The following is a 26,263-nucleotide window of genomic DNA, read 5'->3' on the forward strand; positions in this document are numbered from 1 at the left end:
GTGGTGGCGGTGGCGGCGGTGGCGGTGGCGGTGGCGGCGGTGGCGGTGGCGGCGGTGGCGGCGGTGGCGGTGGCGGGCTGCCAGCCGCGGCGCCGGCAGTGCTCTCGGCCGTCCCGGGAACGCCTTACTACACCGGATGATCACAGGTGTCCGGCCGGTGGCCCTCCGTCCTGCTCGGCGGAAGGGTCACCGGCCGCGGCCCGGCGTCCAGGGTCAGCTGGTGGCTCGACGACGGCGCCGGCAGGTCGGCGGGGAAGCCGCACTGCCCAACGCGCGACCGAGGACCTCGCTCAGCGCCGCCGAGGTCTCCCGCGCCGGCTTGCCGGCGGACATGCGCAGCATCACCACAAGCTGCAGCGCGTGCAGCAGGAGCAGGGCTGTCGATCCTGCTGTTCATCACCGCCTGGAACGACTACCTGTGGCCGGCACTGGTGCTGCCGCGGGCGAACTCGGTGGTGCAGCTGGGCATCCGGGGGTTCCTCCGCGCGGAGGGTGCTGCCTGGGGCGCGATCATGCGGCCTCCGGGCTCGCCTGCCTGCCCGTCTTCGCGATCTGTCTGGTCATGCAGCGACAGGTCGTCGACGCCTTCATCCGTTCCGGGCTGTGCTGACCGTGGCGGACAGCAGAGACGGCGGAGCGGCGAACAGTGTACCGGCGCCGTTGGGTGACAACACCAGCCGCTTATCCGGCGAAAAACGTCCTATGACCGGCCCTGACCCGCGCGGAAAGTAAACACATTCGCCACGAATGCCCGACACCGACCTTCGTGTTACCGTCGTTTTGACGGCAGCAAACAAGTGATCGGTCCGACAGGACGGCGGGCGCGCGGCGCGATGGCGTATCGGCAGTTATTCGAGCAGCCAGGTCGGGAGCCGGAGGGCATCCGGCTCCGCGGTCTGCTGCCGGTCCTGCCGGAGCACGGTCCCGGGCACGACTGCGCACCGCGCGACATCGTTCGGCAGTCCTGGGCACGCGCCCGCGACTACGCGGTACCTCCCGTGCTCGCAGATGCCCGGTATGTCGAGGTCGAGACGGACTCCCCGTTCGTCCGGGTCGCCCGGCCGGTGCTGAGCGCGGCCGTCGAACGGCTGACCGGGGTCGCGGTCATCGGGATGCTCGCCGACGCGGACGGCCTCCTGCTCTTCCATGCCGGCGGCGATCGCACCTTCGAGCGCAGCGCGATGGAAAGCGGGCCGATCGTCCCCGGATTCGATTTCTCGGAAGCGATCATCGGCACGAACGGGATTGGCACCGCGCTGACCCTCGGCCACCCGGTTCTGATCGATTCCTGGGAGCACTTCGCGGTGGGTGGCAAGTCATATTCGTGCGGTGCCGCTCCCGTCCACGGCCCTGGTTTCGGCTCCATCGTCGGCCTGGTCAACTTCACCTGTGCCGCGCAGGACACGAGCCCGCTCCTGCTGGCCATGGCGTCCACCGTCGCCGCACAGATCGAACGTGAGCTGATGGTCACGGACCTCGCCGACCTGGCGAACACCTGCCGATCCAGCGACCCGACAGCGCTGCGGGCGCTGGTGGTCGCCGAGCGACGCCGGCACGTACTGCGGGGACGCCTCAGCCAGGCCGCGATCCGCGCGGCGACCACCGACGTCCGCTGCCTGCTGAGCCAGGTGATGGGCGCGGTCACCCAGCTGCTGCCGGTAGAGGCGGTGTGGGTGCTGCGCCGCCAGGAGTCGGGAACACTGCGGGTCGTGGCCACCTGGGGCGACGTCGCCGCCGGCGCCCTCGGTGAGCCGTTACCGGCCGACATCGCCGACTCCGTCCTGAGCTCCGCCCACGGCTGCGGCACCTCCGCGCACGCCGGGCGGTCATGGCCACTCCCCGGACACCGGCACCCCTCCGGATCCTGGCTCGCCGCCGCACCGGCCGCCGGCCCGACGCCGCAGCCCGACGCCGTCTTCGGGCCCGGACCACCCATCCAGCCGACCTCCACCTCCGCGCTCCCCCCCGCACCGGTGCGCACCGCCACACCCGGCTCTCCCGGTGCGGTTCCACCTCCCGGCGGGCCGGCGCCCTCCGCGGCAACAGGCAGCTGCCTGATCGTCGCCGCCCTGGCCACCAGACCCGACGAGGCCACCTACGACCTGCTCGCCGAGATCGCCACTGCGTGTGACACCGCTGCCAGTTTCGAGGAGATCAGGCGCCAGGCGACCAGCGACTGCCTCACCGGCCTGCCGAACCGGCGCCGCTTCCTCGAACTGGCGCAGGCCAGGCTCCGGCAGTGCCGGTGGAACGGCCGGCCCTTCGCCGTACTCATGATCGACATCGACCGCTTCAAGCAGGTCAACGACACCTTTGGCCATGCCACCGGCGACGAGGTGCTCGCCGCCGTCGCCGGTGGCATCCGCGCCACCCTGCGGGCCGGCGACATCGTCGGCCGGATCGGCGGCGAGGAGATCGCCGTGATCACCGACTACGACCCCCCCGATCTGGCCGAGCGCCTCCGCCAGACCATCGCCGCACTCGCGTTCCGCACCGCACGCGGTACGCTGGAGGTGACCGTCAGCGTCGGCACCGCTCAGCTCGCCCCCGTCGACACCACCCTCGCGGACGTCCTCGACCGCGCCGACGGCGCTCTCTACGCAGCCAAGAACTCGGGTCGCAACCGCGTGGTCGATGCCCCCCACCCCACCTCCTGCGCCAACCTCCCCCGCGCCCAGACCTCCCTCTCAACGGGGGGTTCGGTACGATGACTCCCAGCAGGGCCGTTAGCTCAATTGGCAGAGCAACCGGCTTTTAACCGGTGAGTTCAGGGTTCGAGTCCCTGACGGCCCACGTCAAGAGGCAGTACCTGCACCTATTTTCATGATTTTCCGGGATTCTTTTCCTGACGTTTTCTGGGCTCTTGACAGCTCGCGGACGCGCACGACGCTGTGAATCTCCGCGAGGTTCCTGCACGAGGTCCCGGCCAGCCGTCCACAGGCTGGCCCGGGTCCTAAACATTGTTATAAGTCACCTCCGGAGGCTCTGCCTCCGGCCGTACACTCTGCACTGCCACGGCCGACCCGACCGCGGCCCCACTCCGAAGGTGAGATCCCCATCGGTACATCCCCGACATCCCTGTTCTCCGCACCGGAGGCGGCACAGACCCGGCCGGGCCAGGCCCCGCCCCCGCTGACGTGCGACCTCTTCCGTGCACCCGACTTCGGGGACTTCGACCCCGACGTCCTCGACGCCACAGACCTCGAACCCCCGACCCACGAGGCACCCGCCCCGCAGCGGTCGACCTCGCAGGCATCCCGCCGTCCACCCCACCCCGGTGGGCGTGGTTCGTCGCCGCGGCCGCAGACCTACAACCGCCGGGCCTACAACCGATAGACCCCGCCACGGAACGCCGAACGTCCGCGCGGGCATCCGCCGCATCCGACCCGACACAGCTCTCGCATCCTGAGCGTGCATCGTCCAGCCCGAAAACCGGGCGGCCTACCAGCACTCCTCGGACAGACCTGGGCGCCCCACTGCGTACCCCGATCGGATGATGACGATCGGCGTGGACCTGGCGGCGGAGCCGAAGAAGACGGCCCTCGCCCGGATCGACTGGTCGTCAGGCTCAGCAACGGTGCGCGATGTCCACCTCGACACCACCGACAGCACGATCGTCGAGGCGGTCACGAAAGCGGACAAGGTCGGTATCGACTGCCCGTTCGGCTGGCCCGAAGCCTTCGTCGCCTTCATCACCGCCCACCAGCGCGGGAACGTGGACGTCCCCCAGGGGCTCACGGGTCTGCAGTGGCGGCGCGCCCTGGCGTACCGGGTCACCGACCAGCGGGTGCGGGCAGAAACAGGGCTACGGCCCCTCAGCGTCGCAGCAGACCGGATCGCGCACACGGCCATGCGCTGCGCGGGACTCCTGGCAGCACTCGCAGGCCAGGGCCTACCCGTGGACCGCGCCGGTGCCGGCGTGGTCGTCGAGGTGTACCCGGCCGCCTCCCTCGCCGGATGGGGGCTGCCGCGCCTCGGCTACAAGACCAGGGACAACACCGCCACCCTCGCAACGCTGGTCGACGCTCTCCTCGACGCGGCGCCGTGGCTTGACCTCGGCGCCCACGCGGATCTCTGCCGCCGATCCGACGACGCGTTCGACGCCACGATCGCCGCACTGACCGCCCGTGCCGCAGCCCTGGGCCACACCGCCCTCCCCGGACCGGACGACACCAGCGCCGCGGAACGGGAAGGGTGGATAGCCCTGCCGACCAGCCCGCTGTCCTCCCTCGTGCTCGACCGCAGCCCGAGACCAGCCGAGCACTCCGGGTACTGAACTTTAATGCGTGGAGTCATGTTGACCACAGCTCCTCCCAGGCCAGGCCGGTTTCGGCGAGGAATCCCAACAGCGGCGCGGGTCGGTACTGCAGCCGTTTCAGTCCGTGCTTGACCGTCTGGTGGACCTCGTCGAGGGTGCGGGCTGCCAGGCCGAACCCCTCGGCATCGGTCACAGTCGGACGCACGGCCATCGCGCATCTCCTCATCGAGTCGCTTTCGCAGGTTTCTCGTGAGGATCACGCGGTGGTCGCTCTGCGTGTCAACGGACCACCACTCCGGCAAGTCACTAGACAATCGCAATCCGTACACCACATCCCTGGACTCCACTTACGGTGGGTCCAGGCTTCACGCCCCTGATGGTCGAGGCAGCGCGGCCATGCCGGCACCGCCCCTGCGACAGGCGGTCCGTCGATCAGACGTGGTGAAGATCGCCGACCGGTGGACCTATCTATACCTGGCCGGCATCAGGGGCGCGGTAGTAGGCTTGAAGGCGCTCGATGGCTGCCGGAGATCCACAGCCGTCCCAGTCATCAGCCGGCCCAGTCACCAGCCGTCCCAGTCATCGGCCGGCCCAAGCATCGGCCCGGTGTGCACATCGTGAACCCGGACGGCGAACCACCACCCGGCAGCCGCCGGCACCCCGCGACACACAGAGTGCCCGTGACCTGCACAGACACACACCTGGCGGCACCATGCGACACTAGCCGACAGGCTGACCTACGGGCTTTTAACCGGTGAGTTCAGGGTTCGAGTCCCCGACGGCCCACGGCGAGAGGCAGTTTCTGCATATTCGCGGCGGCTTTCAGTGGTCTTCTCTGTAGGCCTCGGAGATCGTTGCCAACATCTCCGCAACACCCCGCCCCCGTCCCTGGCGGCTACCATCGATTTCCATCGCGCATTGGTCAGCAGGTCGGATTTTTCTGCAGGAAACGACCTCCAGCCATGACTGCACAAACAAGGGATTGCCTGACAGCGATCCGCACCGACAGGAGAAATCTCATCGCTATTCCCACTACGACCCCCTTCTCCGAACCGGAAGCAGCGCAGCCGCTGCCGCACCGGACAGCGCCGCCCCTCACGAACGCGCTCTTCCAGGCACCGGACTTCGGCCCGTCCCAGCCCGACGCGCCCGACACGCCTGACGCATTCGACGTGACGAGCCCCGAACCCGCGGAACACCGCCCATACCGCCGCACCACCCGGCCCGCCCCCGCGGCTACTCGCCGCCGGCCGCCCCAGCGCCACCCCCGGCAGCCCTAACCGGCTCAGCCCGGCCGCTCCCCCTGGAGCGGAAGCGCGCCGGTGTCCGCTCCCGTCCGCTGGCCGGGCAGTGCGTGGGTGAGGCCTCCCCCAGTGGCACGAACCATGATGCGCAGGCACGGCACCCGACGGCGGAGGGCTCCTCTGCCGGAAGATCCAGCCGGGTTCCGCAGTCGCATACCCATCCGACCACCCTCGCCGGCCCACCGAGGGCGAGGGCGTGGTCAGACACGTCCCGGGTGACACCGGCACCGGCACCGACGAAGGCCGAGCGGCCGACGGTGGTCCCGCAGACGATCGTGCTGTTGACGCCAAGCGCGGTGTTCTCCCTGATCAGGGTCGGGCTGAACGCGCCGCTGCGGTCGATCGTGGCGCGCGGTGTCAGGACGTTCGCGAAGACCGCCGAAGGCCCACAGAAGACCCAGTCCTCCAGCGTCACACCGTCATAGGCGGTCGACGACAGCGCCAGGCCCTGCGCCATGGCGGAGTGCCACCCGGGCTGGACACCGTGACGGGAGACGGCGACCGGGTACTGCCAGCCGCCGACGGCGTCCTGAGTGTCCGCGAGCGGATTCCCATCGTTCACCGTGGACACGGCGCCGCCCAGGCGGCGGACCGGACCAGCGCACCCGCCAGGTAGGCGGCCCATGACGACGCGGAAATGACAGTTATCGCTGCCATCACCCACCGCGACATGACTATTTAAAGTCATATGAATACTTAAAGTGATGCGAACGGGGAGTGGTCCGTCCCGGGGCCGAGGTGCCGTCGCGGTAACCGTTACCGCGACGGCACTCCGGGAGTCCGTTCTCGTACCGAGGTCCATACGGTCAGGTGCAGCGGTCCACCAGCGCCCGGGCGGTGGTTGTCACCTCCGTCCGGAGAGCGGGGTCGTAGGTCCCGGCATCGATGCGCAGGCGGAGGAAGCCGACCGCCGTGGTGACCCGTTCGAGGTCATCGGTGTACTCCCCGGCGGCACCGATCCGGCCGTAGAGCTTCTCCTGGGGCGGGGTGAGGTCACGGGCGAGTGCCTTGATCTCGGCCGGTGCATCGGCGTCAGCTTCGGCCAGCCGCAGGGTCTCGATCAGGTCCGGGGCCAGCGTCTCGCACACGCCGGGAGCGAACGAGCCGGCCTCGGGCAGTGACGGCGGGCCGTCCCCGCCGCAGGCCGCCGCCACACTGACGATGACGGCGGCGGCCAGGGTGGTCGAGGCGGCACGCAGGAGTCTGGTCATGGCGACCCCGCCTGTCAGCTCGAGCCCGAGGTGGGCAGGCCGACATACGGGAACCAGCCGCGGAACCGCACGTCGGGCCCGTCCACACCGTCACCGAGGCCGGTCACGGCCGCGGGCGGGTTGGGTAGCAGGGCGCCTTCGACAGCCTGCAACGAGATGTCGACGACATCGTCGCCGAGTCGCCGCCCGTTCGGGAACCCGCCGGTGTCGCCCCCGAGGACGCCGAGCCGGTGCGGTTCCGCGGTCGGCGGGATCGACAGGTTCAGCCGCAGCTGCTCGGAAGGCGTGATCTTCGTGGCGTCGACGTCGGCGTTGAGCGCGTGGGCGTTCAGGTCGACACCGAGGTTGTTCTTGCTCGCACCGGTCAGGTACACCGCGACCAGGTCCTTGCGCGGTGTCGCCGGCGCGGGGATCTTGTAGATCGTCTCGATCAGCTTCGGTAGCTCGGGGTCGGTGACGAAGTCCAGGAACTGGGCGTCCCGGGCGGGGGTGGAGGCGTTGAACCGGTCCTTCTGGCCGACCGGCACGACCACCTCGTTGACGAGCGGCGAGCCGAGGCGCGAGACCTGCGACCAGTTACCGAAGGACATCCGCAGGCCGGAGCCGTCGGTCGGCCCGTAGATCGAGGCGCTGCGCCGCTGGGTGCTGCTCCACACCCCGATCACCGGGTTGCGTGCCGGGTCGCCCCGCAGCGCCAGCTCGGTCTTCGGGACCTGCAGCACGATCGAGTTGACGTTGAACCCGGCGAGGCTGTCCTGGCCGACCTCCGAGAGGTCACCACCGTAGAGCAGGTCGAACACCCGCAGGTCGAGGAAGAACGGGTCGTCGGCCTGGCCGGCGAACGTCTTGCTGCCGCCGGGCAGCTCCTTCAGGGCCGCGGTGCGCAGCGCCAGATAGTCCGGCATGGACGCGTCGCCCACGAACGAGGGCGCGACCGGCACCTTGTCGGCCAGCATGGTGGTCCGGCCACCGGCTATCCGTTCCAGCCGGTAGGTCTGGCGGAAGTTCAGGTCCGGGTCGTCGAGCGAAGTGACCGGCCCGGTGTTGTACAGGAACGTGTTCGGGTTCTGGTAACTGCTGGCGAACGTCCAGCGGTAGGTGACGTCGGGCTTCGCGTCGCCGTTGCTGTCGACGTTGATGTCGTACTGGGCGTCGTTCGCGAACGGGTAGAAGTTCGGTCCGCCGGCAGGTTCCTGGAAGGGCAGCCAGTTGGCGACGAGCGTCACCGAGTCCGGGTCGTCCGGGCTGACAAAGGCGTAGGTGTCGGTGTTGTCGACCGTCGGGTCGCTGCTGATCAACGGAGCCTCCCGGTGGCTCGACGCGTTGGCGGCCGTCGGTGCCAGGGTCAGTGCGGCACCCGTCACGCCGACGAGCAGGGCGGTCGCGCCCGCCAGGGCACGCCGCCGGGGCGGCCGCCCCCGCCGTCGGCGGCCGGGCAGCCCGCCGCGGGCAGATGTCAGTCGACTCATGGTTCTCCCTCAGGGATCGACGGACCGGACCGATGCGCCCGTCCGGTGAACGCCCCTGGTTCGGCGCCAGATGGTGCACGGATCGTGTCGGCTGCCGGACACGACTGGTGAGCCTCAGGTGCGGTCCGTGACCGCCACGGATCCGAATCGCTGGCGAACGACCAGCGGAACGGATGCGGGGAGGGCACGCATGAAGCGGCGACAGGGCAGCCCGGTGAGCCGGGGGCGGGTGCTCGTCGGCCTGGTCTGCGTGGCAGGCCTGGTGGGCGTGGCCAGTCTGGTCGGCGCTGCCGGTCTGGTCGGCGCTGCCGGTCTGGTGGGCACGGCGGGCTCCGGCCGCGGCACCGCATCGGCGCAGGCACCGCCGGGTGCGGCGGGCGCCGGGGGTACGGCCGCCGTGGACGAGGCGTGGTCCTCGGCGGGCCGGGCGGCGGCCGCGCCCGCCGCGGGTCTGCGGGACCGGCTTGACCGGGTGCCGGGCGACTGGTCGGCCTGGGCCGAGCTCGGCCTCGCCTACGTGGAGCAGGCCAGAGTGACCGGTGATCCGACGTCCTACCCGCGCGCGGACGGGGCGTTCGCCCGCTCGCTGGAACTGCGCCCCGCGGAGAACGACCCCGCTCTCGCCGGGCAGGCGGCTCTGGCCGCCGCACGTCACGACTTTCCCGGTGCGCTGCGCGCCGCGGACACCGCGATCGCCGTCAACCCGTTCAACGCGACCGCACACGGGGTGCGCTTCGACGCGCTCGTCGAACTCGGGCGCTATCCCGAAGCGTGGCAGGCGGCGCAGACCGGGGTCGACCTGCGTCCCGATGTCGCGTCCCTGGCCAGGATCGCCTACGCGTTCGAACTGCGCGGTGAGAGCGACCAGGCCGCCACGATGCTGCGACGGGTGGCCGACGACGCGACGTCGGCGGCCGACGCCGCGTTCGCCTACTTCCATCTCGGTGAACTGGCACGGCACTCGGGCGACCTCGCCGGGGCGGACGAGGCCTACCGGCGCGGGCAGGCACGCGACCCGGCCTCGGTGTCGCTGCTTGTCGGTCGCGCCCGCGTCGCCGCCGCCCGGGGCGAGAGCGAGGCCGCTCTGGCGGACTACGCCGTCGCGGCCACACGGAGCCCACAGCCGTGGATCGTCGCCGAGTACGGAGAGCTGCTCGAGGCCCTGGGCCGGCCCGGAGAGGCGGCGCGGCAGTACTCCCTGGTGCGCTCCACCGCGGCGCTGATGCGCGCGCAGGGTGTCGAGGTCGACGTCGAGCTGGCGCTGTTCGAGGCCGACCACGGCGACCCCGCCGCCGCGCTGGCAGCGCTGGCAGCGCTGTCCCCGGCGCCGGGCGGCGAACCGTACCGGGCCGGGGTCTTCGTGGACGACGCCCGCGGCTGGGTGCTGCACCAGCTCGGCCGGGATGACGAGGCGCTGGCGTCGGCCCGGTCGGCGCTCGGTCTCGGCACCCGCCGGGCGCTGTTCTCCTACCACCGGGGCGTCGTGCACGCCGCGCTCGGCCAGACCGAGGCGGCGGTCGCGGACCTGCGGGCGGCGCTGGGCACCGACCCGCACTTCTCGCCATTGCACGCGCCCCGGGCCCAGGCCCTTCTCGAGTCCCTCACGTCCCCTGAGGCGGGTGCGCGTTGACCACGCCGCGCCGGGCGGCCGTCCTGGCCGTGACGGTGGCCCTGTTCGTCCTGACGGCGGGCGGGTCGGCGTCGGCGCATCCCCTCGGGAGTTTCACCGTCAACAGCGCCAGCGTGCTGCGGGTGGGCGTCGAGGAGGTGCTCGTCGATGTGGTCGCCGACTTCGCCGAGATACCGGCCGCGCAGGTCCGGCCGGACGTCGAGGCACAGGGAGCCGCCCGCTGGCGGGAGGCGGAGTGTGCCCGCACGTCCGGCCAGGCGACGCTGGCGGTCGACGGCCGGATCCACCCGCTCGTCCTGACCGGCAGCTCGCTGTCGCTCCCACCGGGCGACGATGGGCTGCCGACGATGCGGCTGGTCTGCCGTTACTCGGCCGCGACCGCTGGGACCGCCACGGCGGGCACGACGACGATCCGGTACTCACTGGCCGCGTACGCCGACCGGCTCGGCTGGCGCGAGACGGTCGCGGTCGGGAACGGCACGACGGTGGTCTCCTCGGACGTCCCGTCCAGCTCGTCGACGGGCCTGCTGACCCGGTACCCCGAGGATCCCCTGGGCAGCGGTTCCGATGTCACCCGGGCGACGCTGACCGTGCGCCCGGGCGGTCCCGCCGCGGCCGACCCCCTGCCACCGGCGGGCGCTGTCGGCAGCGGAACACCTGGTGACGGTGGATCAGACGGCACCCGGCAGGAGGCTGGCGGCCTCGCCGGTTGGGTGGGCGGACTGGCCGGACGGGACTCGCTCGGTCTGGGGGTGCTCGCCCTGCTCGCCGCGGTCGTGCTGGGGACGGCGCACGCCTTCGCCCCCGGGCATGGCAAGACGGTGATGGCGGCCCGGATCGTCGGCGGCTCGGCGACGGGGCGGCAGCTCGCCGCCACCGCCGGAGCGGTCACGCTCACCCACACCCTCGGCGTTCTGGTCCTCGCGGTCGTGCTGTCGGCGTCGAGCGGCTTCGCCCCGGAGAAGATCTATCCGTGGCTGGGTGTCGCAAGCGGACTGCTGATGATCGGCCTCGGGGCCAGCCTGCTCCGGGCGAGATTGACCGTGTCGCCGTATCGCCACCTGCTGACCGTGGGCCACGTCCCTGAAGAGCACAGCCACGGCCCTTCGCACGACCATGACCACGCGCACGCGCACCAGCACGACCATGCTCACCAGCACGACCATGCTCACCAGAAAGGCCATGCGCACCAGCACAGTCGCACGCACGAGCACGGCCATCTGCGCGAGCACGGTCACACGCACGGCGGGCGCTGGCACGTGCATCCGTCTGCCGGGGACCAGCCGGGACTGCGCAGCCTGCTCGCCACGGGACTCGTCGGCGGAATGGTGCCGACGCCGTCGGCCGTCGTCGTGCTGCTGGGAGCGGCCGCGCTGGGACGGGCGTGGTTCGGAGTCCTGCTCGTTCTCGCCTACGGCGTGGGAATGGCGGCGACGCTCGTCGGCGTCGGGTTCCTGCTCGACCGCACGCTCCTTCCGCTGCTCCGGCGCGCCTCGACGCTCGTGCCGGGGTTCTCCGCGGGCCTGCGCTGGACGCCGGTGGCGACGGCTGCCCTGGTCGTGCTCGTCGGCGCTGTCGTGGCGCTGCGGGCCGGCAGCCAGGTCATGATCTGAAGCGGGTGCCGGCGTCAGTCGAGCAGCTCCTGCAGCAGGCTGGTGGTACGGCGCACCGAGTCGAGGCGGGCCTCGCGGGTGCCGCCGACCGGCACGATGTTCGCCCAGATGTCGGTGGCACCCGCGTCGAGCAGGCCCTGCAGCTGCGCGCGGACGGATCCCTCGGCTCCGACGATCGCCGCTTCGCCGGGGGTGTCGGCACCGCCGAGGGCGAGGATGCGCTGGTAGTTCGCCATCCCCGCGTACCCGGTGGCGGTCGCCGCCGTGGCCGCCCGGGCCTCGGCCTCGTCGTCGTGGACGGCGACCGGCAGCCCGGCGACGATCCGCGGTGCCGGCCGCCCCGCGGCCGAGGCGGCGGCGTGCAGCCGCGGTGCCACGTGGGTCTCGATCGCCCGGGGCGGGGCCATCCACAGGACGACGCCGTCGGCGAGCTGGCCGGCGATGCGCAGCAGGCGCGGTGACAGCGCGGCGAGCAGGACCGGCACCGGGTGGGCGGGCGGCGTCACCCTGCCGGCGCTGCGGGCCGACCAGTCCTGCCCCTGGAAGTCGACGTCCTCGCCGCGCAGGAGCGGCCCGAGGATCGTCAGGTACTCCTCGGTACTGCGCCCGGGGTGGTCGTAGGACATCCCGTACGCGTCACGTACCAGCGACTCGTGGGACGGCCCGATGCCCAGCGTGAAGCCGGGCCGGCCCATGGCCGCCGTGACCGAGGAGACCCGGTTCGCCTGCAGCAGCGGGTGGCAGGGGTAGGTCTGCAGGACGGCCGTCCCGAGCTCGATGCCGGTGGTCTCCCGCCCGGCGAGCGCCATCGCGACCAGCGGGTCCCCGGTGACGAGGCTGGCGTACCAGAGTGCGTGGAAGCCGTCCTCCTCGGCCTGCCTGGCCTGTTTGACGATCTTGTCGGGCGTCGGGGCGCCGCCGGTCAGACCGATGCGCACGGCTGCCTCCCTGAGACCGAGCAGAGCATTTCCCAAGCGCGTGACCGTACGAGAATCATGTTCTCAGAGAGAGCTCGCCGTCTCCATCGTCTCCACCTGGTTACGTCCGCCGTTCTTCGCCCGGTACAACGCGATGTCCGCGTTCCGGACGAAGGCCGCCAGGCCGTCGCCCGTCACCGCGCCCTCGCTGGCGGTGGGGGTCGCCGCGGTGACGCCGATGCTGACGGTGATGATGCGCTCGGCTGTCAGCGGGTGGGGTTCGGCCAGGTCCTCGACGGCACGGCAGAGCCGCCGGGAGATCCGGGCACCGGCGGCCAGGTCGGTGTCGGGCATCACGACGGTGAACTCCTCGCCCCCGTAGCGCGCGGCGAGCAGGGTGTCGCCGACGTTCCCGGCGAGGCAGGTGGCGACCCGTTGCAGGCAACGGTCACCGGCGGCGTGCCCGAAGTGGTCGTTGTAGCGCTTGAAATGGTCGATGTCGATCATCGCCAGGGCGATCGGTGCGGCATGCTGCCGGGCCCGCTCCCACTCGACGGCCAGTACCTCCTCGAGGCGCCGCCGGTTGGCCAGCCGGGTGAGCGGGTCGGTGATCGAGAGCTGTTCGAGCTGCTGGTTCGCCGCGGCGAGCTGCCTGTTCGAGGCGGCCAGCTGCCTGGTGCGCTCGGCGACCTGCCGTTCCAGCGACACGTAGATCAGGGCGTTGTCGAGCGAGACCGCGAGCTGCCCCGCGATGATCAGGACGCCTTCGAGGCGTTCGGTGGAGAACGCGCCGCGGATCATCCGGTTCTCCAGCAGGAGCATCGCCCGCAGGCTGCCCCGGATCATGACGGGGACGGCGAGCACCGAGCAGCGGTCGAGCCCGGCGAAGTAGGGGTCGCGCTGGAAGCGGTCGTCCCGGGTGGCGTTGGCGGCGACGACGGGTTCGCGGGTGCGGGTGGCGTAGCGGATGACCGACAGCGGCAGCAGGCCCTGCTGGCCGGCCGCACGGAGCGTGCGGGTGCCGCCGGCGCCGGTCGGCACCAGCCATCCGTCCCGCTCCCGTTCCCGGAGCAGGAGGTGGACGCTGGTGGCGCCGGTCATCTCGGAGAGGATTCCGGCGACCTTCGCCTGCAGGCCTTCCACGCTGGTCTCCGAGCTGAGTGCCTGGGCCGCCGCGACGACGGCGAGCAGGTCGACGGTGCCGGCCGCCACGGTCGAGCGGTGCCCGGACCGCTCCGTCCGCGGGTGGATGGTCAGTGGCGGCGCGGCGGCGGCTGTCCGCAGCGCCGGGTAGGCCCAGTCGAGCTGGCTGACCTTCGCCGTCGCACCCCAGGCCAGGTACTGGTCGCGGGCGGCGCGCAGCAGGGTGTGGCCGGCCTCCTCCATGGCGTGTGCCAGGTAGAAGCGGGCGGCCCGTTCCAGGGCGAGTGCCCGGTGCCACGGGCGGGTCCGGGCGGGCGTCTCACGCAGCGCCACGTCGAACGTGTAGGCCGCCTCGTGGAAGTCGCCGACGGCCCACGCCCGCTCCGCCTCCACCATGCGCAGCAGATGCAGGAAGTTGTCCGGTGCGTCGGCGGCGCGCGAGGCCAGCCACTCGATCAGCTCGTCCAGCTCGGCCAGCAGGGCGTCGCGCTGGCCCGGCCCCGCGGTGCGCGCCCGCGCCGCCAGCGTCAGCGCGAGCAGCACCCGCGCCACCGCCAAAGAGTAGTTCGACCCGATCGCGGCCACGCAGGGCATCACGGCCGCGGCGTGCCGCGCGGCGTCGGCCGGATGGTCGAGGACCGCGGCCGTGAGCGCCCGGGCGACACGCAGGTTGGCGAGGGAGAACGGGTCGGCAGCCAGCACGTTCAGCTCGGCCGCCTCGTCGCCGGCCGGCTCGACGGGCTCTCCCCGCAGCACCAGCACCATCCGGCGGAAGGACCGGAACGTCGCCTCCGCGTGCCCGTTGCCGGTGCGCGCGGCGAACGCGAGCGCCTCGTCGACCGCCGTGGCGAAGACGTCGAGCGTCGGCGCGCAGTCCAGCAGGTCGCAAACCAGTGCGTAGTGGGCCCAGCACGCGTTCTGCAGGTCACCGCCCAGTAGGAGACCCTCCAGAGCGCGCCGGCACTCGGGGAGGTTGTCCTCCAGCGAGCTGAACCAGTGGCCGCAGGTGATCACGTAGATGAAGAGGGCCTGCCAGACGTCGGGTTCATAGCCGCGAGCCCGGGCAACCGCGAGAATGCGCCGCAGGATGCTCGGCCCAGTGTGGTAGTCCCCTCTGCGGACGATGGTGACGATCGGGATGTGGCTTGCCGGGCCGACCAGCGTGCGATCCGGGCCGTAGTGTTCCCACATCTGCAGAGCCCTGATGGCCAGCCAGGCCATCATCGTGTGGTCGCAGAAGAACGCCGCGACCATGACCCGGTTGACGAGCCGGAGGGTGCGCAGGCGGGACTGGTCGGTGATCTCGGGCTTGCGCAGATCATCCGCCTCGCTGGTGGTGTCGATCCACCGACGGACGCCGTCGAGGCCGTGGTCGATCGCCGCGTCCAGCGCGTGCCCGGCCGGAACGGAGATGCCGAGGCGCCGCAGCTGGCCGAGGCCGAGCCGCATCGCCTCGTCGGCACGCCCCCGGTTGGTGAGACTGATGACCTGCACCGTCGTGGCAGAGGTGCACTGGGCCGCCACGGTGCACAGCCGGCAGATGGTCCGGTAGGTGTCGTCCGCGTCGCTCAGCCGGCCGAGGCAGTACAGAGCGGCGTGCCGGTCGGTGTGGACGGCGATCAGCAGGTCGGTGTCGGTCGGGTCGACGAGCCGAAGCGCCGCGCTCAGTAACCTCTCCATCAGCGAATGGTTGCTCAGCACCCTCGCCTCCTCGGCCGCCCGGCGGAAGAGCGCGACCGCCGTCCGCCGCTCGCCGGTGCTGCGCACGAGGTCCACCACGTGCAGGTACTGCTCGGCGGCGACCGCGAGGAACTCCGGCCGGCCGGCCAGCCGCCGCGCCAGCCGCAGGTACCGTGCGCGCTGCTCCTGCACCGGCCGGCCACCCAGCACCGTCTCACGCGTCCGGTCGTGGTTGAACCGCACGCCGGGCCGCCCGTCGCACTGCAGCACCAGCAGGCCCTCGCCGAACGCGGGGGCGAGCCGCCGCTCGGCCTCGTCCGGCTCCAGGCCCGTCGCGGCCGCCAGAAGATCCAGATCCACCTGGCCCGCCAGGCTGGCCATCACCGCCAGCAGCTCCGCGCTCTCCGGCGGCAGCGCGTCCACCCTGGCTGTCAGCAGCGCGGTGACCTCCCCCCGGTCGAGCCGGTCGAGCCGGCGGCGCAGTACCGCCCGGTCCCATCCCCAGCCGTCCGTGCCCGCGGTCAGGATGCCCTCCCGCCGCAGCGAGTTGAGCAGCTCCACGACGTCGTACGGATTGCCGCCGGTGGACGGCATGATCGCCCGGGCCAGCTGGGCGGCGGGTTCCGGCGCCAGGTGCAGCATGTCGGCGACCATGGCCGCCTGGCCCGCCGACGGCAGGGTCCCCAGCCACAGATGGCGCGGGCCGTCCTGCTGCTCACGCCAGCGGGCGAGCATCGGGGCCAGCGGATGCGCGGCGTCGACGTCGCTCTCGCGGTAGGCGGCGACCAGCAGCAGCCCCGCGATCTGCTCCTCGCCACCGAAGAGCAGATCGACGAAGCCGAGCGGGGTGCGCCCGGCCCACTGCAGATCGTCCACGAAGAAGACCACCGGCCGCATCGGGGAGACCACGGCACGCAGAACCTCGACGGGTGTGCGACAGAGCCGTGCCTGGGCGGTCATCGGATCGCCCGGGTCCGGCGGCACCTTCAGCAGCGCGGCGAACTCCGGCACGGTGGCGGCCAGCAGGCCTGCGTTGAAGCCCAGACCCTGCAGCATCCGCTCCCGCATCTCGGCCAGGCCCTCCTCTGGCTCGGCCAGCAACAGCCGGCCCAGCGCCCGCAGGCACTGTCGGACCGCGTCGAACTCCTGGTCGCGGCGGTACTGGTCGAACTTGCCCGCCACGAACCAGCCGCCGGCGCCGGCCACGATCGGCCGCAGCACATTGACCAGGGATGTCTTGCCCACACCCGGCGCGCCCGCGACGAGGATCCCGCGGGACTTCCCGGTGGCGGCCTCGGTGAACGCCGCGCCAAGCTCGTCGGTCTCCCGCTCCCGCCCGGAGAGCCGGCAGGGAGCCAGCGGCCGGGTCGGATGATCATGTTCGCCGAGGCGGACCAACGGCGCGCCGCGGCGTACGAGCGCGAGGTCGTAGGCCAGCCCGTCGGCAGTCTGGTAGCGGTCGTCAGGCTCCTTCTCCAACAGGCGCATGATGATCGCGGAAAGTGCGGCGGGCACAGCTGGACTGACGGTCCCCGGCTCGTCCGGCACCCGGGTCAGGTGGTCGTGGATGATCCTGATCGGATCCTCCGTGCCGAACGGTGGCACGCCGGTGGCCAGCTCGTACAGGACAGCGCCCAGCGCGTACAGGTCGGCCCGCTGGTCGACCGGGCGCCCGGTCCGCCCGGTCTGTTCCGGGGCCAGGTAGGGCACGGTCCCGACTGCCGCTCCGTGGGGGGCGAACTCGGGCCGGACCACCGAGAAGCTGGTCGCCAGCGCGAAGTCGATCAGGTAGGGCGCCCCGCTGTCCTCGCTCACGACGATGTTCTCCGGGCAGAGGTCCCGGTGCACCACCCCCCGGCGGTGCATCCCCGCCACCGCGTGCGCCAGCGACAGGGCGAGGTCGATCAGCTCGACGGGTTCCAGCGGGGTCTCCCGCCGGGACAGCGCCGCACCGCCGACATCGGCCAGCAGGACTGATCCCACGCCATCCGCCGCCGGGCCCGCGCCCTCGGCCAGTCCGGCGGCGAGGTGCACGACACCCTCGACTCCCGACAGCCGCTCGAGGATCTCGGTCTCGTGGCGCACCCGCCGCTGGGCGTCCGGACCCAGCGGCTCCTTCCGGATCACCCGGATGCCCCGCCCGCCGGCCCGGCCCAGCGTCAGCCGGCTGATCCGGGTCTGATCCGTCGCATGCAGCACTACCGGTGGCTCCGTCGCTGCCAGTGGCTCCGTCGCTGCCGGCGGATCGCGGCCCGGGGTCATCCGCCCGACAGTCATGCCCGCGCCCTCGTGCCGCACTGCCAAAAGTCCACATCGTTAGCCTGCCCGCAATCACGGGGAAGCAACGAGCCTGCCCCGGCGCCTGCGTCAGGGCTCGACGACGACGCGGAAGACCCCCTTCGAGCGGTCGCGGGCGGTCTCGAACGCGGTCAGGGCATCGTCGATCGGGAACCGGTGGGAGATCAGCAGGTCGGGGATCTCCGGCCGGGCCGCGAGCATGTCCGCCACCTCCGCGAACTCGCGTCGGCCGTCGTGCGCGCTGTACCCGAGCGACGGCCGCAGCGCGACCTCCTTCAGGGCCAGTTCGGAGTGCGGCAGCGCGACGCCCTGGAGGATGCCGGCGTAGACCACCGTCCCGCGCCGACGACCGCGACCCGGCTGCCCGGGCCAACCCCACCGAGCCGGACGGCGTGCCATGCCACCGACCCGGGTTCCACCAGGCAGGCATCGCCCAGCGCGAGGCCGCCGCCTGCCGCGCCGCCAGCAGCGCGCGCATGTCCCGCGGCACCGACCGGGGAGCCAGCTCGATGCGATCGACCGACACGGCAAGATAATATATTTGCGACTTGAGAAAGCAATGAGTGTCGGCGTCTCACCTCGAACCTCGAACCTCGAACCTGCGCACGGACCGCACCATGACGTTGTCGGCCGATACCCGACACCGCCCTGAAGATCACCGGCCGCTGGGCGTCGCGTAGAACAGGAGGATGACGCAGGGAGAGACCGGGCCGTTTGTCTTCGTGTCCTACACAGCGCAGGACGAGGCGTGGGCGACCTGGATCGCCTCGGTGCTGGAAGGCGCCGGTCTCGCCGCCCGGGTGCAGGTGTGGGATTCCCTGCCGGGCCAGAACTTCGTGGAGTGGATGACTGCCCAGCTCGCCGGCGCCCAGTGGACGGTCGCGGTCTACTCCCGTGCCTACTTCGACTCCTACTGGTGCACCACCGAGTGGACGGCGGCGCTGGCCCGCAGGACCCTGTTGCCCGTGCGCGTCGAGCCGGTGGACCCACCGGCCGCCCTGGGGACACTCACCTGGGTGGACCTGTTCGATCTGGACGAGGAACAGGCGCGGGAACGGCTGCTGTACGCGGTCGGCGCCCAGGTTCTCCCTCGGCTGGCCACCTTCCCCGGCGCGGCGCCGGCCACGGCTGCCACACCGCCGACGTTCCCCGGGCCGAAGGCGGGAGGCTCGGTGGCGTAAGGCCCGGGCTTCAGTGGTGTGCGGTCCGCACCTTGCGGACGACACCCGCGGCGATCATCAGGACGATGGCGCCGATCACCACCACGTCGAGGACCGTCGAGTACTTCTCGACCTCCCGCCACCGGCTGGACAGAAGCAGGCCGGCGCCGATGAGCAGGCTGTTCCACAGCAGGCTGCCGAGCAGGGTGAACAGGCAGAACGACAGCAGCGGCATGCGGGTGGCGCCGGCCGGCAGCGACACCAGGCTGCGCACCCCCGGGACGAGCCGGCCGGTGAACACGGCGAAGCGGCCGTGCCGCTGGAACCAGTCCGTCGCGCGGTCGGCGTCCTCCGCCCTCATCAGCGGGATGCGGCCGACCGCCCGGCGTGCCCTGTCGGCGCCGAGTTTCGCGGCCAGCCCGTAGAAGACGAGCGCGCCGAGCAGGGAACCGGCGGTGGCCGCGATGACGACGCCCGGCAGGGGGAGCCGGTCCCGGCCGATGAGATAGCCGGCCAGCGGCAGCACGACCTCGCTCGGCACCGGGGGAAACACCGTCTCGAGCAGGGTGATGAGCCCGACGCCGGTGGAACCCAGCGAGACCATCAGATCCGCTGCCCAGCCGGTGAAGCCACCGAGGTTCGACACGTCCTGGGTGCCGCCCCCGCCCGCGTCGCCGCCTCCCCCCGTCTGGGCCATGAGCTGGCCGCTCACCGCGACGCTGTGGCTCACCTGTCACCTCCGGGTCGGGAGCCCGGCCTCACCGCGGCCGGGACAAGCTCCACAGATCCATCTCCCTGGAACGAGGCCGGAAACGCCGCGGAGAAGTGAGGCTGGCCGACCGGCGAAGGCACCGCCCGTCCAGTCCGGCATGCTGGGGAGATGCGCGAAGTGAGCATCGGCGACGAGGTCATCCGACTCGGCCAGTTCCTCAAGCTTGCCGACGTCGTGGAGGCGGGCGCGGCGGTCAAGGCGGTCCTGGCCAGCGGAAGCGTCCGCGTCAACGGCGAGGTCGAAACGCGGCGGGGCCGCCAGCTGCGGGTGGGTGACGAAGTCACACTGCCGGGCGAGAATCTGCGCGTCGGCTGATCCCGCCCGGCGGCCCGTCCGACTGGTGGTGGACTGCCCCGGTGCTCGGGCGCCCGCGGCGTGCTGCTTCTACAGACGATCGTCGACGAAGACGCGCGAGTAGTGGCAGCGCCATTCGACGATTCGGCCGGCCCTGTTGACGCGGATGGAGTCCGCGCCGGTCGCCGGGGGCCGGCCGTCGGAGAAACTGCAGGTGTAGACGAACACAACCGTCTGGGTGCTCACGAAGAACGAGTCGATCGAGTAACGGATGCCGGGAACGCGGCGCATCGAGTCGTCGATGTAGTCGCGGAACGCGTCGAACCCCTCGATGGTCACCTTGTCGGGGTCACCGGTGATTCTCGGCACGAACGGCGAGCTGAACACCACGTCCTGGTCGACGGGCCTCATTACGAGGTCGACGTCGTACTGGTTGAAACCGTCCTCCCAGTGGCGCCATAAATCCGTCACGACCTCGTCCGCAAGCATGATCGTCTCCTGAACGCAGAGGCGCCGGCCATCCGGGCCCGGCACCAGTCGACCGCCTCCCACTGATGAGTAGGCGCTCACTACGCTAGGCGCACCGCCCGACGGGCACAAGGAGTTCGGCGGGCACCGTCACCCCGCGACCGCTTCAGGCCCGGGGCCGACTGGAGCGGCACTGCTGCTCGCAGTACTCCCGCAGACCCTGGGCCTCGGTGTCGACGTACCGACGGACCAGCCGGGCCATGAAGAGTGCCACCACCGGCGCCAGGGGGCCGGACTGGCGCAGGCTCAGCCGCACCGTCACGGTGCGGCCGTCCGGGGCGGGCGTGATGCGATGGTCGGCGACCGTGGTCATGCCGGTCGCCTTCGACGTCCAGGAGAAGCCCGTGCCCGGGGCCAGATCTGTCACGGTCCAGGCGGCTGCCGGGAGCCGGGGCTGCCGGATGCGCACCACGCTCCCCTCCCGCAGCTCACCGTCCGGGGCACCGGTCGCGTTCCCGGCCTCCACGGTGGTCATCGTCGGAGTCCAGGTGGGCCAGCGCTCGACGTCGCGCATCACGGCCCAGACGGCGTCGGCCGGCGCGTCGATGGTCACCGAGGTCTCGTAATACATCGGGTGCCTCCCGTAGCGATCAGCGTCCTGCGGTCCGCGACGGTAACCCGCCGCGTCGTGTACCAATTGGTACATGTACCATCTGGTTCATGACTCGGCAAGGTCCGCCGTCGGACAGTGGGCAGGACGGCGCACAGGACGGCGCGGGGCGGCAGCGCCTTCTCGGCGACGTCCTCGCCCACCTGGTCGAGCACGGGATAGGCGATCTGAGCCTCCGGCAGCTGGCCGCCGCAGTCGGTTCCAGCCATCGCATGATCATTTATCACTTCGGTTCACGGGACGGCCTCCTCGTCGAGATCGTGCGGGCCATGGAGAAGCAGCAACGCGCCGCGTTCGCCGCGATGCAGAGCGAACCGGCGACGTCCGCGGTCGAGCTGGGGCGGCGGATGTGGCGCCGGCTCAGCGACCCGGCGCTGGCCCCGTTCGAACGCCTCTTCTTCGAGATCTACGGTCAGGCACTGCAGGGCCGCGCCTACGCCCAGCCGCTGCTCGACGGGGTGGTGGAGGACTGGCTCGGCCCGGTGGCCGAATACCTGATACGCGAAGGGCGGGAGCCGGCCGAGGCCCGTGCGCAGGCCCGGCTCGGCCTGGCTGCCACCCGGGGACTACTGCTGGACCTGCTGGCCACCGGCGATCGCGCCGGCGTCGACCTCGCGATGGAACAGATGCTCACCGTCTTCGCCGCCCCGTCGCCTCCGGGCTCCACCCCGGGCTGAGAGGAATGGCGCGCGCGAGGGGGGAAGTTGCACAGAGCATGACGACGCTGGGGCTGATAGGCAGTGGAAACATCGGCGGAACTCTGGCGAGGCTTGCCGTGAACGCCGGTTATGACGTGGTGCTGAGCAACTCGCGTGGGCCGGAGACCCTGCAGGATCTGGTGTCCGAGCTCGGGCCGCGCGCCCGGGCGGCGACGTCGGCCGAAGCCGCCGCCGCCGGCGACCTGGTGGTCGTGACGGTACCGTTGCGGGCATACCGTGCCGTTCCGGTCGAGCCGCTCGCCGGCAAGGTGGTCATCGACACGAACAACTACTATCCGGAGCGCGACGGCACCATCGACGCGCTCGAGAACGAGTCGACCACCACGAGTGAGCTGCTCGCGGCACATCTGCCGACCTCCAAAGTGGTCAAGGCGTTCAACAACATCTATTTCAGGCACCTGCTGGCCCTCGCCCGGCCGAGTGGTGCCCCCGACCGCTCGGCACTGGCCATCGCGGGCGACGACGCGGACGCGAAGGCAACGGTGACCGCGTTCCTCGATGCCATCGGCTACGACGCCGTGGACGCCGGGCCGCTGTCCGAGGGATGGCGGTACCAGCGGGACACCGCCGCCTATGCGGGTCTCTACGCCGGTGGCGACGGCATCACCGGCGAACCTCACCCGACCGGCCCCGACACCGTGCGGACCGCGCTGGCCGCGGCGCGCCGTTACGCGGAGACGACCGCCGGCTGACGCCCGGTCTCCACCCGGCCACCGATCGAGCAGCGAGACGTGCCGGGAGAGCCGCGGGCCCGCGGTCGCTACGCTGATCAACGGTGCCCCGCAGCACACGCTGCCGATCAGCGACACACAGGCGGCCGTCACCGGACATCCCAAGGATCTTCTGGTGCAGCCCTAAGGATCCGTTAGGGCTGGCGTTCTGTGATGGTGGCGGCCGGCGGCGCCACGCCGCGACGTCCGCCGCGCCGCTTCCGGAGAAGCCAGGCTGTTCGCGGAAGCCGAGCTGTTCGCGGAGAAGGAGCCCAGCCATGAGCATCAGGGACCGTTGGCTGCTGCGGCGCCACGCCGAGCGGCGGACCGTGCTGGATCGTGAGGCGACCCCCGACGACCTCGGCGACCTGCGCCGCTTCGTCGGCGAGCACCGGGGCGTCGAGTTCTTCGCCGAACCCGAGACGACCGCCACCGACGCGACGGTGGTCGCGGTCGACGGTGACGGCGCCTGGATCAGACGCCGGGTCGGCAGCCCGGCCGTGGCCCGCCGTCTCGCCCGTGACCTCGGGATCCCGGTGTACGACGCGGCCGTGGTCGGCTACCCGCGACGCATGAAGGAGTGGAACCGGGCCAACCGCCCGTCGTGAGCGAGAACCGACGTCCCGGGCTGGTCCCGGGCGGGCGTTATGTGGCGATGGGCAGTTCCTTCGCCGCCGGATCAGGCATCGGCCCCGACATCAGCGACGGCTGCCTGCGCTCGGCGCGCAGCTACCCGCGCCTGCTCGCGGCCCGACTCGGGCTGGCCCTCACCGATGTCACCTGCGGCGGTGCCACCATCGCGAACCTCCTCGCCATCCCGCAGGACGGGCACCCGCCGCAGCTCCAGGCGGTGACAGCCGACACCGGGCTGGTCACCATCACGGTCGGCGGCAACGACCTGGGGTACGCCGCGACCGCGCTGCTCTGCTCCGACGCGGCGGCGACCGGCCGACCGTGGACGGGCCTCCCCCGCCCGGCCGAGACCGCCGCCGCGGCAGCGGCGCTGCGCACGGGCCTCGTCCAGCTGATCACGACGATCGCCACCACCGCCCCGGACGCACGGGTGTACCTGGTCACCTACCCGCGGGTGTTCCCGAACCCGCCGGTCACCTGCGCGGGGAACAACATCAGCGGCCCGGACAGCGAGACGATCGCCGCGATCGGGCTCGCCCTCGACACCGCCTTCCAGCACGCCGCCGCCGACACCGGCACACCGCTCGTGGACGTCTACGCCGCCAGCGCCGGACACGACATCTGCGCCGCGCCGGGCAGCCGCTGGGTGGAGGGCTCCGACGCCACGGGCATCGGCTACCACCCGAACGCCGCCGGCATGGCCGCCATCGCCGCCCTGGTCGCGGACGCGCTCACCAGCAGCTCGACACGCTGACCAGACCACTGGCCTTCTCCCAGCCCGGTATCGACCCGGCCGCGTTGTCGCGTCCACCGGCGCGGATCACCATCCCGCCGAGACGGGCCCTTCCGTGGTCATCACCAGTCGGGAAAGGCACGCGCCGGAGCACCCCCGGCGGCCAGAATGGCGCCTGAGGCCAGGCCGGCGGAGCCGAGATCCGGGCTGGCGGAGTCACCGGCGGCGGAGTTCACCGGCGGGAGAAGTCGGCGCAGGAGAGGCGGCCATGGACGACATCGAGGCGATCAGGCAGCTCAAGGCCCGGTACTGCCGGCTGCTCGACACGAAGGACTGGGACGGTTTCCGCGCGCTGTTCACCGACAAGGCGGTGATGGACACGACGAGCTCCGGCGGCAACGCCCTCACCGGTGGTGACGCGATCGTGGACTTCGTACGCCAGGCCCTCACGGAGGCGGTGACCGTCCACCACTGCCACACCCCTGAGATCACCGCCACCGCACCGGACACGGCGACCGGGATCTGGGCGATGGAGGACCGGGTCCGTTTCCCCGACGGCACCGACCTGACCGGCTACGGCCACTACCACGAGACCTACGCGAAAACCGACGGCACCTGGCAGATCAGCTCCCTGGCCCTGACCCGCCTGCGCGTCGACTTCGCCCGCCCCGACAGCGCCTGACCGCCGGTCGGCATCCGACCGCCAGCAGCACCCGGCCCCGGGCAGCGCCTGCCCGGCGGCCAGCCGATCACGGGTGGGCGATGGTCTCCAGGGTGTCGTCGGTGTCGCGCAGCCGGCGGGCGGCCAGGTCCATCCGCCACCGGGTCAGGCGACGGTGGCCGCGTGGCCGGTGTGGAGGGTCTGCTCGGAGACGTCCCAGAGCTGCGTGGCGGCCTGAGGGTCGAGGGCGTGGGCCGCCACACCGTTGCGGGCGGTGAGGGAGCCGCCGGCCTCCGCCTCGTTGCAGTCCTCGAAGTACCGCCCGCCGACCCCGGCGAGCAGCGGCGACACCGCGACCAGGATGGACGTCGCAGCGCCCTGCTCCGAGGTCTTCCATTTCAGGTCGCTGCCGCCGGCGGCGGCGCGCAGCCGGTCGAGTTCCTCCTCGGAGATGTGGCGCTGCAGGTTCGTGCGGATGCCGCCGGGCATCAGCGCGTTCACGGTGATGTCGTCGCCGGCCCACCGCTGGCTGGCCTCGACGGCGAACAGCACGTTGGCCGTCTTCGACTGGCCGTAGGCCGACCACGGGTCGTAGGGGCGCCGCTCGAAGTGGATGTCGTCGAAGACCACCGGCGAGCGGTGGTGCGCGCTGGAGCTCACCGACACGACGCGTGCGCCCGCGGCGGCGACCAGCGCCCGGTAAAGGCCGGTGGTGAGAGCGAAGTGGCCCAGGTGGTTCGTGGCGAACTGCAGCTCCCAGCCTTCGGGCGTGCGGGTGAGCGGCGAGGCCATGACGCCGGCGTTGTTGACCAGGATGTCGAGCGGCCCGTCCCATCGGGACACGAACGCGGCCACCGACGCCTGGTCGGCCAGATCGAGCGCCTCGACCAGGACCCGGCCGGGCGCCCCGCCGGCGGCGATGTCGGCGGCGGTGCGCTCGCCCGCGCCAGTGTCGCGGACGGCGAGGGTCACCTCCGCTCCGGCGCCGGCCAGCGCCCGCGCCGTCTCGATGCCGATGCCGGAGGCACCGCCGGTGACGATGGTGCGCTGCCCGGCGAGGTCCGCACCGGCGATCACCTCGGCGGCGGTCGACTCGGCGTTGAACGGGGTCGTGATCCGATCAGTCATCTTCTGAGCCCTCTCGGTACGCTTATTCGGAGGATCCTCCGTTCCACTCGAGACTAACCGGAGGAGCCTCCGAATAGTTCCCGACCGAACCCACGGACTTCGATACCCTCGGGAGACCTGGTGTCAGCTGCCCGCCCCCTGCGCGTAGACGCCCGCCGCAACCGGGAGCGACTGCTCGAGACGGCCGTCCGGATGCTGTCCGAGGAGGGCCCGGAGGTCACTCTCGGCGCGATCGCCAAGGAGGCCGGGGTCGGCATCGGCACGCTGTACCGGCACTTCCCCACCCGGGAGGCGCTGATCGACGCCGCCTACCGCAACGAGCTGGACCGGCTGTGCGACTCCGCCGACGACCTCGTCCGCACCATGGCGCCCGACCAGGCCCTTCGCGAGTGGATGACGCGCTTCGTCGACTACATGGCCACCAAGCGGGGCATGGGCGACGCACTGCGCGCACTGATCGCGGCCGGCGGCGACCCGTTCGCGAACAGCCGCCAGCGGCTCACCGGCGCGGTGACGACACTGCTCACCGCCGGAGCATCGGCCGGCGTGCTGCGGGCGGACGTCACCCCGGACGACCTCCTCGTGAGCATCAGCGGCGTGGCGCTCGCGACCGCCGACCGCGGCGACCGCGCCCAGGTCGGACGCCTGCTCGATCTCGCCCTGGACGGACTGCGCCCGCACCGCTGAGGGCGCCGGGCCGCCCACCGGGACGATCCGCTCCATCCGGCCGAAGGGCACAGAGGCGCTCGGGGCGAGCGATAGGGTGCACTCCGCATACAGACGTTGCCTTGA

General features: G+C 71.7%; 23 protein-coding genes, 1 tRNA gene and 2 pseudogenes. 15 read left to right on the plus strand and 11 right to left on the minus strand.

What is annotated here, in order from left to right:
- Positions 1-359: 359 nt before the first annotated feature.
- The 4 genes and pseudogenes from B207_RS41375 to B207_RS0113245 form a co-directional block, all read left to right on the plus strand.
- Positions 360-610, plus strand: a pseudogene (locus B207_RS41375) (carbohydrate ABC transporter permease); the annotation flags it as partial.
- Positions 611-797: 187 nt separating this feature from the next.
- The gene (locus B207_RS36880) at positions 798-2,711 is read left to right on the plus strand and encodes a diguanylate cyclase (protein ID WP_154675325.1); all 1,914 of its coding nucleotides are present in this window, start codon (positions 798-800) and stop codon (positions 2,709-2,711) included.
- Positions 2,712-2,720: 9 nt separating this feature from the next.
- A tRNA-Lys gene (locus B207_RS0113240) sits at positions 2,721-2,793 on the plus strand.
- Between the two features lie 700 nt (positions 2,794-3,493).
- The gene (locus B207_RS0113245) at positions 3,494-4,276 is read left to right on the plus strand and encodes a DUF429 domain-containing protein (protein ID WP_018637027.1); all 783 of its coding nucleotides are present in this window, start codon (positions 3,494-3,496) and stop codon (positions 4,274-4,276) included.
- Positions 4,277-4,292: 16 nt separating this feature from the next.
- On the opposite strand, the gene B207_RS40625 is transcribed toward B207_RS0113245, so the two are convergent.
- The gene (locus B207_RS40625; protein ID WP_018637028.1) at positions 4,293-4,469 is read right to left on the minus strand and encodes a hypothetical protein; all 177 of its coding nucleotides are present in this window, start codon (positions 4,467-4,469) and stop codon (positions 4,293-4,295) included.
- Positions 4,470-4,608: 139 nt separating this feature from the next.
- Between B207_RS40625 and B207_RS40630 the strand changes: the two are divergent.
- Positions 4,609-4,738 (plus strand): annotated as a pseudogene (locus B207_RS40630) (IS6 family transposase); the annotation flags it as partial.
- 756 nt (positions 4,739-5,494) lie between these two features.
- Here B207_RS40630 and B207_RS36885 read toward each other — a convergent pair.
- The 3 genes from B207_RS36885 to B207_RS0113265 all read right to left on the minus strand — a co-directional run bounded on the left by B207_RS36885 (position 5,495) and on the right by B207_RS0113265 (position 8,242).
- On the minus strand, positions 5,495-6,124 hold the full coding sequence (locus tag B207_RS36885; RefSeq protein ID WP_154675326.1) for an acyltransferase: 630 nt from the start codon (positions 6,122-6,124) through the stop codon (positions 5,495-5,497).
- Positions 6,125-6,368: 244 nt separating this feature from the next.
- Positions 6,369-6,773, minus strand: coding sequence for a hypothetical protein (locus B207_RS0113260; protein WP_018637030.1), 405 nt, complete (start codon positions 6,771-6,773; stop codon positions 6,369-6,371).
- Positions 6,774-6,787: 14 nt separating this feature from the next.
- Complete coding sequence (locus B207_RS0113265) at positions 6,788-8,242, minus strand: DUF4331 domain-containing protein (RefSeq protein WP_018637031.1); 1,455 nt, start codon at positions 8,240-8,242, stop codon at positions 6,788-6,790.
- 190 nt (positions 8,243-8,432) lie between these two features.
- On the opposite strand from B207_RS0113265, the gene B207_RS0113270 reads away from it, so the two are divergent.
- Complete coding sequence (locus B207_RS0113270) at positions 8,433-9,872, plus strand: tetratricopeptide repeat protein (protein WP_018637032.1); 1,440 nt, start codon at positions 8,433-8,435, stop codon at positions 9,870-9,872.
- Positions 9,869-11,485 (plus strand): HoxN/HupN/NixA family nickel/cobalt transporter, encoded by a 1,617-nt coding sequence (locus B207_RS0113275; RefSeq protein ID WP_018637033.1) that lies wholly within the window; start codon positions 9,869-9,871, stop codon positions 11,483-11,485. The genes B207_RS0113270 and B207_RS0113275 overlap by 4 nt, the downstream gene beginning before the upstream one ends.
- 14 nt (positions 11,486-11,499) lie before the next feature.
- Here the strand turns inward: B207_RS0113275 and B207_RS0113280 are convergent, their stop codons facing one another.
- The 3 genes from B207_RS0113280 to B207_RS33760 form a co-directional block, all read right to left on the minus strand.
- The gene (locus tag B207_RS0113280) at positions 11,500-12,423 is read right to left on the minus strand and encodes a TIGR03564 family F420-dependent LLM class oxidoreductase (protein WP_018637034.1); all 924 of its coding nucleotides are present in this window, start codon (positions 12,421-12,423) and stop codon (positions 11,500-11,502) included.
- 63 nt (positions 12,424-12,486) lie between these two features.
- The gene (locus B207_RS0113285) at positions 12,487-17,502 is read right to left on the minus strand and encodes a diguanylate cyclase (protein WP_035740602.1); all 5,016 of its coding nucleotides are present in this window, start codon (positions 17,500-17,502) and stop codon (positions 12,487-12,489) included.
- A 90-nt stretch (positions 17,503-17,592) separates the two neighbouring features.
- Positions 17,593-17,922: an MDR/zinc-dependent alcohol dehydrogenase-like family protein gene (locus B207_RS33760; RefSeq protein WP_230205007.1), complete on the minus strand. Its 330-nt coding sequence runs from the start codon at positions 17,920-17,922 to the stop codon at positions 17,593-17,595.
- A 290-nt stretch (positions 17,923-18,212) separates the two neighbouring features.
- Between B207_RS33760 and B207_RS33765 the strand changes: the two genes are divergently transcribed.
- On the plus strand, positions 18,213-18,704 hold the full coding sequence (locus B207_RS33765) for a toll/interleukin-1 receptor domain-containing protein (protein WP_018637037.1): 492 nt from the start codon (positions 18,213-18,215) through the stop codon (positions 18,702-18,704).
- A gap of 10 nt (positions 18,705-18,714) precedes the next feature.
- On the opposite strand, the gene B207_RS0113300 is transcribed toward B207_RS33765, so the two are convergent.
- Positions 18,715-19,413: a DedA family protein gene (locus B207_RS0113300; RefSeq protein ID WP_018637038.1), complete on the minus strand. Its 699-nt coding sequence runs from the start codon at positions 19,411-19,413 to the stop codon at positions 18,715-18,717.
- A gap of 150 nt (positions 19,414-19,563) precedes the next feature.
- Between B207_RS0113300 and B207_RS0113305 the strand changes: the two genes are divergently transcribed.
- Positions 19,564-19,770: an RNA-binding S4 domain-containing protein gene (locus B207_RS0113305; RefSeq protein WP_026311020.1), complete on the plus strand. Its 207-nt coding sequence runs from the start codon at positions 19,564-19,566 to the stop codon at positions 19,768-19,770.
- A gap of 69 nt (positions 19,771-19,839) precedes the next feature.
- Here the strand turns inward: B207_RS0113305 and B207_RS0113310 are convergent, their stop codons facing one another.
- Together B207_RS0113310 and B207_RS0113315 are read right to left on the minus strand one after the other, a co-directional pair.
- Positions 19,840-20,238 carry a nuclear transport factor 2 family protein gene (locus B207_RS0113310; protein ID WP_018637040.1) on the minus strand — a complete coding sequence of 133 codons (399 nt, stop codon included), beginning with the start codon at positions 20,236-20,238 and terminating at the stop codon, positions 19,840-19,842.
- 145 nt (positions 20,239-20,383) lie between these two features.
- On the minus strand, positions 20,384-20,848 hold the full coding sequence (locus B207_RS0113315; protein WP_018637041.1) for an SRPBCC family protein: 465 nt from the start codon (positions 20,846-20,848) through the stop codon (positions 20,384-20,386).
- An 89-nt stretch (positions 20,849-20,937) separates the two neighbouring features.
- On the opposite strand from B207_RS0113315, the gene B207_RS0113320 reads away from it, so the two are divergent.
- The 5 genes from B207_RS0113320 to B207_RS0113340 all read left to right on the plus strand — a co-directional run bounded on the left by B207_RS0113320 (position 20,938) and on the right by B207_RS0113340 (position 24,364).
- The gene (locus B207_RS0113320) at positions 20,938-21,564 is read left to right on the plus strand and encodes a TetR/AcrR family transcriptional regulator (protein ID WP_018637042.1); all 627 of its coding nucleotides are present in this window, start codon (positions 20,938-20,940) and stop codon (positions 21,562-21,564) included.
- A 38-nt stretch (positions 21,565-21,602) separates the two neighbouring features.
- Complete coding sequence (locus B207_RS0113325) at positions 21,603-22,298, plus strand: NADPH-dependent F420 reductase (protein ID WP_035740598.1); 696 nt, start codon at positions 21,603-21,605, stop codon at positions 22,296-22,298.
- Between the two features lie 296 nt (positions 22,299-22,594).
- Positions 22,595-22,924 carry a hypothetical protein gene (locus B207_RS0113330; protein ID WP_018637044.1) on the plus strand — a complete coding sequence of 110 codons (330 nt, stop codon included), beginning with the start codon at positions 22,595-22,597 and terminating at the stop codon, positions 22,922-22,924.
- Entirely contained in the window at positions 22,921-23,703 is a 783-nt protein-coding gene (locus B207_RS0113335) for an SGNH/GDSL hydrolase family protein (RefSeq protein ID WP_018637045.1), read from the plus strand. The genes B207_RS0113330 and B207_RS0113335 overlap by 4 nt, the downstream gene beginning before the upstream one ends.
- Before the next feature lie 247 nt (positions 23,704-23,950).
- Positions 23,951-24,364 carry a nuclear transport factor 2 family protein gene (locus B207_RS0113340; RefSeq protein ID WP_018637047.1) on the plus strand — a complete coding sequence of 138 codons (414 nt, stop codon included), beginning with the start codon at positions 23,951-23,953 and terminating at the stop codon, positions 24,362-24,364.
- A 144-nt stretch (positions 24,365-24,508) separates the two neighbouring features.
- Here the strand turns inward: B207_RS0113340 and B207_RS0113345 are convergent, their stop codons facing one another.
- The gene (locus tag B207_RS0113345) at positions 24,509-25,471 is read right to left on the minus strand and encodes an SDR family NAD(P)-dependent oxidoreductase (protein ID WP_018637048.1); all 963 of its coding nucleotides are present in this window, start codon (positions 25,469-25,471) and stop codon (positions 24,509-24,511) included.
- A 120-nt stretch (positions 25,472-25,591) separates the two neighbouring features.
- Here B207_RS0113345 and B207_RS0113350 point away from each other — a divergent pair, with 120 nt between their 5' ends.
- The gene (locus B207_RS0113350; protein ID WP_018637049.1) at positions 25,592-26,158 is read left to right on the plus strand and encodes a TetR/AcrR family transcriptional regulator; all 567 of its coding nucleotides are present in this window, start codon (positions 25,592-25,594) and stop codon (positions 26,156-26,158) included.
- The last annotated feature ends 105 nt before the right edge of the window (positions 26,159-26,263 follow it).

The organism is Parafrankia elaeagni (assembly GCF_000374165.1).
Classification (GTDB): Bacteria; Actinomycetota; Actinomycetes; order Frankiales; family Frankiaceae; genus Parafrankia; species Parafrankia elaeagni.

Bases quoted from the DNA above. Each gene is read 5' to 3' on its own strand.
- B207_RS0113245 (WP_018637027.1), top strand. From the start codon at position 3,494: ATGATGACGATCGGCGTGGACCTGGCGGCGGAGCCGAAGAAGACGGCC.
- B207_RS40625 (WP_018637028.1), bottom strand. From the start codon at position 4,469: ATGGCCGTGCGTCCGACTGTGACCGATGCCGAGGGGTTCGGCCTGGCA.
- B207_RS0113260 (WP_018637030.1), bottom strand. From the start codon at position 6,773: ATGACCAGACTCCTGCGTGCCGCCTCGACCACCCTGGCCGCCGCCGTC.
- B207_RS0113265 (WP_018637031.1), bottom strand. From the start codon at position 8,242: ATGAGTCGACTGACATCTGCCCGCGGCGGGCTGCCCGGCCGCCGACGG.
- B207_RS0113270 (WP_018637032.1), top strand. From the start codon at position 8,433: ATGAAGCGGCGACAGGGCAGCCCGGTGAGCCGGGGGCGGGTGCTCGTC.
- B207_RS0113285 (WP_035740602.1), bottom strand. From the start codon at position 17,502: ATGACTGTCGGGCGGATGACCCCGGGCCGCGATCCGCCGGCAGCGACG.
- B207_RS33760 (WP_230205007.1), bottom strand. From the start codon at position 17,922: ATGGCACGCCGTCCGGCTCGGTGGGGTTGGCCCGGGCAGCCGGGTCGC.
- B207_RS33765 (WP_018637037.1), top strand. From the start codon at position 18,213: ATGACGCAGGGAGAGACCGGGCCGTTTGTCTTCGTGTCCTACACAGCG.
- B207_RS0113305 (WP_026311020.1), top strand. From the start codon at position 19,564: ATGCGCGAAGTGAGCATCGGCGACGAGGTCATCCGACTCGGCCAGTTC.
- B207_RS0113310 (WP_018637040.1), bottom strand. From the start codon at position 20,238: ATGCTTGCGGACGAGGTCGTGACGGATTTATGGCGCCACTGGGAGGAC.
- B207_RS0113315 (WP_018637041.1), bottom strand. From the start codon at position 20,848: ATGTATTACGAGACCTCGGTGACCATCGACGCGCCGGCCGACGCCGTC.
- B207_RS0113320 (WP_018637042.1), top strand. From the start codon at position 20,938: ATGACTCGGCAAGGTCCGCCGTCGGACAGTGGGCAGGACGGCGCACAG.
- B207_RS0113325 (WP_035740598.1), top strand. From the start codon at position 21,603: ATGACGACGCTGGGGCTGATAGGCAGTGGAAACATCGGCGGAACTCTG.
- B207_RS0113330 (WP_018637044.1), top strand. From the start codon at position 22,595: ATGAGCATCAGGGACCGTTGGCTGCTGCGGCGCCACGCCGAGCGGCGG.
- B207_RS0113340 (WP_018637047.1), top strand. From the start codon at position 23,951: ATGGACGACATCGAGGCGATCAGGCAGCTCAAGGCCCGGTACTGCCGG.
- B207_RS0113345 (WP_018637048.1), bottom strand. From the start codon at position 25,471: ATGACTGATCGGATCACGACCCCGTTCAACGCCGAGTCGACCGCCGCC.